This is a genomic window from Acinetobacter sichuanensis (genome assembly GCF_003024515.2).
GTDB lineage: Bacteria > Pseudomonadota > Gammaproteobacteria > Pseudomonadales > Moraxellaceae > Acinetobacter > Acinetobacter sichuanensis.
Map to the genome: position 1 here is coordinate 1 of NZ_PYIX02000086.1, position 5184 is coordinate 5184.

The window sequence follows — 5184 nt, forward strand, 5'->3', positions numbered from 1 at the left end:
CTAGATTTACAAGAAAAACTATCTCGATTAAAAGAAATTTCTAGTACGCCACAGCTTGAAACTTTGAGCGAAAAACTATCTCGATTAAAAGAAATTTCTAGTACGCCACAGCCTGAAACTTTGAGTGAAAAAACTGAATCAATTTACACCCCACCCCCTAGAAACAGGGGCTTTGACTTCGAGTGAGAAAAATGTCTGAAAATTCAACTATTCCAACTGTTCAAATTGTTGATTTATTAACAGAAATTGTTAACACAATTCAAACGCAAGATGTAACTGCAAGTCGTGCAAAAATGGAGCTGCTTGAGCAACTAAAAATTATAGACTCAAAAACTGATACAATTAGAACTAATTTCCCAAAATTAATTGAAACTTTATCAAATTTTGACTCTAAAATTGCCTTAAGTTTTGAAAAAATTCAAGGTGTTTCTGAACGTCTATCAACAGTCATTGAGCATGTAGATGTTGCTGAGAAAGCACTTAAAAATTTTCAGCAACAAACTCAAAATTTAAGCCTAGAAAAATCGCTACTTGAAATTTCAAAAGCTGAAAGAACTTCAAAGGAACTTAGTCAAAACTTAAATAGGTCAAAAACAGAATTTTATAATGAAATTAATAGTATAACCACTGATACACTTAAGCAATTTTCAAGAATTAAAGGCGAAATTGATACAATTTCAAATATTTTTTCGACCAAAATTTCTACTAAAATTATTGATGATGTTTCTTCAAGTTTATCAAAAAAATATTTGTATAATTTAAATGCTACTGTAGAAAATTCTTCAACTGAGTTTGCAAATAATTTTACGGAAAAAGCTTTTGATTCTGTAAAAAATAAAGTTAAAGAACAAGGGGATGAAATTTTTCAAGAAGCTCAAGAAAAATTGTTTGAAATTAGAAAAATTAATTCTCGTATTGTTGACACGGCTCAAGCTAGCGCTGAGCTTTTCCAAGAGCAGGAAGAAAGCTTCCGAAGCTACTACCGCCAACTTGAAAAAAAAGAAGAAGTTAAAAGCAAGCTTGGCTGGGTGCTTGGAGCCGTGGGCGTTTTAGTCTTTTTAGGGATTTTTGGTCTTTTAGTGCGCTATGTTTCTGACGCAACCGTTGAAAAAGCTATAAATTTCCAAAATTTAGAGACAAAATTTCAGCTAATGGGTTTTGAGCCAGAGCAAAACAGGGAGCTTTGCCAAAAAGCGCTAAATCTGCAATTTCAAGAGAACCCACCTCAGCTAAAATACTGTTTTTACTTAAAAAATCCAACGATGCAATACACAGTCAAAAATGATGGGCGAAACCTTCTAATTTTTACAAAATAAACAAAATAAAGCCCTCTTTTGAGGGCTTTATTTTTTAAATCGCTCAGAATCGCTCAGAATCGCTCAGAATCGCAGAAAAACAAAATAAGGTATATACACACCAAACTGCTATAAAAATCAAATGTGGCGCAAATGGTGAGCAAATAGAGCTATATCTTCTCGATATTTAGAATATCTTTTAATAGAACAAAAAATTCAACAAAAACAAAAAATTCAACAATATTAAAAATATCTAAATAATAACAATAGCTTATCAGCGAGTGTCTACGAGCGCCACAATGAAAAGTTGCGCCTCGCCTTTCTGGAAAACCGTTTTTGCTCTTTTTTGATTTTTTTCTGTAGTTATTAGCGAGTGTCTACGAGCGTCACAATGAGGCTTTTGCTTTTCAAAAAGCATGAGCAAAGCGAATGCATTATTGATGCTTTTGCTTTTTGAGTCCTAGGCAGCTTGAGCAAAAACTGCCCCAAGAAGCGAGGAACGAGCTTCAACAGAGTACGAGCTTTAGCGAGTACCTAGGGCAGTTTAAAAAAAACTTTTTCTATTTTTAATCTTTTTAAAAGCTTTATAAAAGCTTTAAAGAGCTTTTAAAAGCTTTAAAAAAGCTTTACGGGCTGCTTCAAACCATTGCTACACAAGGGTCTTAAGAGGTTAGGGGGGGTGGTGTTGCAGACAAAAGGGGGGTTAGGGGGGGTGGTGTTGCAGACAAAAGGGGGGTTAGGGGGGGTGGTGTTGCAGACAAAAGGGGGGTGGTGTTGCAGACAAGGGGGGTGGCGTTGCAGACAAGGGGGGTGGCGTTGCAGATATATACACACCCCCCATTGACTAGTACTTAAAGGGGGTGTTATAAATAATATCAACACCCCCTTTGGTAAAATAAAAATTGTGAGCAAAAAGATTCTAGTCAACGACTTCACTGAAAAAGATAAAGAATTTTTCCCCTTATCTTCACCACAAAAAAAGTACCCTGAGCAGCTAGCAGTTCTTCAAAATGCGTTTTGGCAGCTTCGCCATGAGAAGCCGCCCAAAGATGACTTACTTAAATTGCTTATGTTTTTCAGCCCCAAAATTCGCTTGTCTGACGGTTTGCCGACGGAACAAACATCCTTTTCAATTACTGCAAAAGAGTATTCTGATCTGACTGGCTTAAATATCAAAGGCGCTTACGCAGCCTTGGATCGGGTTGTTGATGCGCTTTATAATCATAGTGTTATTTTTTATAATGAAGAGCGTGGAAACGTGCGAACAAGGCTTGTGACTTCAACAGCCTACAAAAATGGTAGTTTTACTGTCAGCTTTACGCACTACGCACTGCACATTATGTACGTTTTTAACAAACAACATCCTTTTACTAAGCTGCAAATAAAATCAATTTCAGGGTTACACGGACACGGATTGAAACTGTATCCCTTATTAGTTCAAAATGAATACCGTTTCAACTTCGAAATTGCAATAAATGATTTAAAAGAGGTGCTAAATATTGATTTAGAATCATATATTGACTACAAAGAATTTAAAAAGTTTGTCTTAAAGCCACATATTGACTTGATAAATTTAAAAACAGAATTGTCTGTTCAATTTAAAGCTGTAAAAAAAGAAGGTCGGAAAGCAAGTCATGTCAGCTTTACAGTTACAAAAAAATGCACGGTGAAAGCTGAAAATCAGGCAGAAAAAGTACAAGAAAAACCAAATCTGAAAATCAAATCTATAGATGTTTATAGGGCTATTGTAGACAATAACTTACTCTCCCGTTTTTTAGAGTTTGGTGAAAATAGTGAAGAGCTAATTAATCGAATTAAAGACGATTTAAAAAATAATGATGCTCAACGATGGATTACTAAATTATCTGATTTTGATATTGTTCTTTGATGCCATTTTTTTTGTGGAGCTTTAACAAAAAAATTGTTAAAGCTGTCCTCAAAAAAATACATCTTATTTATTTAGTTTTTCTCTACGTGCATTATCACTATGTAAATAAAGAGCTTCTTTTAAATTATCAGAACCTTTGAAAATTTTATTTTGCTCACGTTTAGAAGCGGATTTTAAAATTTTGTTAAGTAAGTCGCTAAATTGTTTCTGCTCATATTCAGATAAAATATTTTCACTTTCATCAAAAATTTGATTAATTGCCGCCTCACCAATAGCAAATTTTTGAGTGTCTACAACTCTTTTTTCTGCAGCAGTTAAATCAGGCAAAATATTATTAAATGATTCAATACTATCAGTTACTAACTTTTGAATTTCCTGCAAAGATTTTTTAGCCTCTTTTAGTTCCTGTTTACTCAATTTTCCACTTTGAATTTTAGAGACTAAATCACCAATTTTTTTAGAATAGTCCGAAATATTTAAATCAACATTTTGCTCAGTCATCTTTGAAAATTTCTTAAATAAAAAAAACTATATAAACACTACAAGATAAAAAAAACAAGATCATTTTTTGTTTAAAAAAATAAAGTTATTTAGTGCTAAATTGCTTTTAATCTTTTTTCACGACATTCCACAGTTTCACAGTCAAGCGTAAGCGCAGACTGTGAAACTGTAGGAATGACGAAGAAAAAAGCGCACTTTAACCCAAAATGAACATTCCGCTTCGCTACACATTCATTTTGAGTCGTGCGCCCCCTTCCAATACTGGGTTGGAAGGGGGGCTTTTAATACAAAAAATCTTTAAAAAAATCAGCTATGCGCGGGGTTTTTTTTAGGGTATTGTTTTAAAAGTAGTGAAGCAAAATTAAGGCTAAGGCAGTACCAAAAATGTCTGAAAAAATTGTAATAAAAAACCAATATTCTATGAGAATATCAACCGTGAAAAAATCAAATGGTCACAGCATTTTAAGGGCTGTTGCCTATATTAATGCTCGTAAATTTTCTAATTTTTTGACAGGAAAAGAGCATAATTTTTCTAAAAAATCAGGCGTAATTGAAACAGGTTTTTTTATGCCACACGGCATAAAAACAGAATTATCAGAAGAACAATTTTATAATCATATTGAAAATAATTCTCACGCTTCTACAAACATTATTGCTTATAGCTCAATTGCTGCTTTACCGCCTGAAATTTCAAAAGAAGAACAAGTAAAATTAGTTGAAGAATTTTGCAAAAAATTTACTGAAATTTATGGAACTTCGATAAGTTTTGCTGTTCATGAAGCAGACAATTTAATTCGAAAAAAAGCAAAATTAGCTGAAATTGAAAAGTATAATTTACCTGTTAATGATGAAGAATTAAAATTACAAACTCAAAATAATCATGTTCACTTTGTTATTCCATACTGTAAAATTGAAGCACTGACAGAAAAAGATTTAACAGCAAAACGCAAGAAAAAATCTCATGCCGATACTTTTAAATTGGGTAGCCAAGTCAAAGATTTTAACCCCATAAAATATGGCTCAGAAATCAAAAAAGATAAACCCGATTTAATGAATATCGAGCAAAATTTTTTGCAATTCATGCGAGAAAAATTTTGTGTGAGTATCAATAATTCACTGGAAAAAAATAATCGTATTGAACGGTATACGCATAAATCTTATAAAAATTTGGGCTTGCAAATTTCAGCAACTGTTCACGAGGGCGAGATGGTGAAAAATCGTGTTGCCAACGGTAAAAGAATGGATGTTCACGAATACAATAAACAGCAAAAAATTAAGCAAAAATCTGAATCTGATTATTTAAATTTTATTAATGTCCCTTTACCTAAAGAGCTTGCCTACAAAATTTTGTCTGGTGAAAAACTTGCTGAAAAAGAACTTTTTGAAAGCTTAAAGCTAGAGAAAAAAACTCCTTTAGTGCAAGCGAAAGACTTACTAACAGAAATCGAAAAAGCAGGAAATTTAGTTGATCAGGTTCTTTCAGATCAGGAAAGTACCCCA

General features: G+C 33.1%; 5 protein-coding genes. 4 read left to right on the plus strand and 1 reads right to left on the minus strand.

Annotation, left to right across the window (positions count from 1 at the left end; genetic code table 11):
* The 3 genes from C9E89_RS23705 to C9E89_RS21440 all read left to right on the plus strand — a co-directional run.
* Positions 1–186 (plus strand): hypothetical protein (locus C9E89_RS23705; protein ID WP_407641434.1); only part of this gene is annotated, 186 nt, incomplete at its 5' end.
* Between the two features lie 5 nt (positions 187–191).
* A complete protein-coding gene (locus C9E89_RS21435; RefSeq protein WP_107010156.1) occupies positions 192–1316 on the plus strand; it encodes a hypothetical protein in 1125 nt (374 codons plus the stop codon).
* Between the two features lie 883 nt (positions 1317–2199).
* Positions 2200–3183: a replication initiation protein gene (locus C9E89_RS21440; RefSeq protein ID WP_228199097.1), complete on the plus strand. Its 984-nt coding sequence runs from the start codon at positions 2200–2202 to the stop codon at positions 3181–3183.
* A gap of 63 nt (positions 3184–3246) precedes the next feature.
* Here C9E89_RS21440 and C9E89_RS21445 read toward each other — a convergent pair whose 3' ends face one another.
* The gene (locus tag C9E89_RS21445; RefSeq protein WP_107010158.1) at positions 3247–3684 is read right to left on the minus strand and encodes a hypothetical protein; all 438 of its coding nucleotides are present in this window, start codon (positions 3682–3684) and stop codon (positions 3247–3249) included.
* 384 nt (positions 3685–4068) lie between these two features.
* Between C9E89_RS21445 and C9E89_RS21450 the strand changes: the two genes are divergently transcribed.
* Positions 4069–5184, plus strand: a 1116-nt coding sequence (locus tag C9E89_RS21450; protein WP_116746712.1) for a MobA/MobL family protein, incomplete at its 3' end; no start/stop codon positions are given.

What these genes read in the sequence shown, in the direction of transcription:
- C9E89_RS21435 (WP_107010156.1), top strand. Translation starts at nt 192, where the DNA reads ATGTCTGAAAATTCAACTATTCCAACTGTTCAAATTGTTGATTTATTA.
- C9E89_RS21445 (WP_107010158.1), bottom strand. Translation starts at nt 3,684, where the DNA reads ATGACTGAGCAAAATGTTGATTTAAATATTTCGGACTATTCTAAAAAA.